The sequence below is a fragment of the Burkholderia sp. E168m23 genome, from assembly GCF_016586125.1.
GTDB classification, from domain to species: Bacteria; Pseudomonadota; Gammaproteobacteria; order Burkholderiales; family Burkholderiaceae; genus Burkholderia; species Burkholderia orbicola.
Genome location: NZ_BCPP01001385.1, coordinates 1 through 1,266 on the forward strand (window position 1 = coordinate 1; position 1,266 = coordinate 1,266).

The 1,266-nt window shown below is 64.2% G+C and carries 2 protein-coding genes; both read left to right on the forward strand.

Going from position 1 to position 1,266, the window contains the following annotated elements:
- Positions 1–602 (forward strand): transporter substrate-binding domain-containing protein (locus tag JMF90_RS37500; protein WP_201326382.1); only part of this gene is annotated, 602 nt, incomplete at its 5' end.
- Between the two features lie 222 nt (positions 603–824).
- Positions 825–1,266 (forward strand): succinylglutamate desuccinylase/aspartoacylase family protein (locus JMF90_RS37505; protein ID WP_201326383.1); only part of this gene is annotated, 442 nt, incomplete at its 3' end.

The window sequence follows — 1,266 nt, forward strand, 5'->3', positions numbered from 1 at the left end:
GCCGCATCAACGCGAAATGCGTGTGGATCGAAAACGACTTCGACGGGATGATCCCGGCGCTGAAGGCCCGCAAGTTCGACGGCGTGCTGTCGTCGATGTCGATGACGCCGGCCCGCGCCGAACAGATCGCGTTCTCGTCGAAGCTGTTCAACACGCCGACGCGCCTCGTCACGAAGAAGGGCGCGAACCTGCAGCCGACGGCCGAATCGCTGAAGGGCAAGTCGGTCGGCGTCGAGCAGGGCACGATCCAGGAAACCTACGCGAAGGCGCACTGGGCGTCGAAGGGCGTCAACATCGTGCCTTACCAGAACCAGGACCAGGTCTACGCCGACCTGATCTCCGGCCGTCTGGACGGCGCGCTGCAGGACGCGGTGCAAGCCGAGATCGGCTTCCTGAAGACGCCGCGCGGCGCGAATTTCGACTTCGCCGGCAAGGACCTCGACGATCCGAAGACGCTTGGCAACGGCGCCGGCATCGGCCTGCGCAAGGAAGACACCGACCTGAAGGCGAAGATCGACGGCGCGATCGCCGGCATGCGCAAGGACGGCACGTACGACAAGCTCGCGAAGAAGTACTTCGATTTCGACGTCTACGGCAAGTAATCCGGCCGACCGACGCACGATTCGGCATGATGGAAACGGGCTCCGCAAGGAGCCCGTTTTTTTGCGCGCGACGCGGACGACGTTATTTTTTCCGCGCCAACCTGATGATTCTCAACGGAAAACTGCGTGCTCTGGCGCCGGTTTGATGGCGGCGAGGAAGGCAACGTACAATCGATCCTCCAAGCACACGGATCACTCGCGGCTGCGCCGCACTCCCCCATCATGCAAACGCAGACCCATCCGCTGATTTCCCCCGCCGTCGGTACCGAACGCCAGATCACCAGCTTCCACTACGGCCCGCGCGGCGGCAAGAAGGTCTACATCCAGTCGTCGCTGCACGCGGACGAGCTGCCCGGCATGCTGGTCGCCACGCTGCTGCGCCGCAAGATCGCCGCGCTCGAGACGGCCGGCAAGCTGCAAGGCGAAGTCGTCATCGTCCCCGTGCCCAACCCGATCGGCCTGTCGCAACACGTGTTCGGCGATCACCTCGGCCGCTTCGAGCTCGGCTCGATGCAGAACTTCAACCGCAATTTCTACGATCTCGCGGCGCTCGTGCTGCCGCGCGTCGAACACCACCTCACGAACGACGCGCAGCGCAATCTGGCCGCCGTACGCACCGCGATGCGCGAAGCGCTCGACGAACAGAAGCCGCGCACCGAACTCG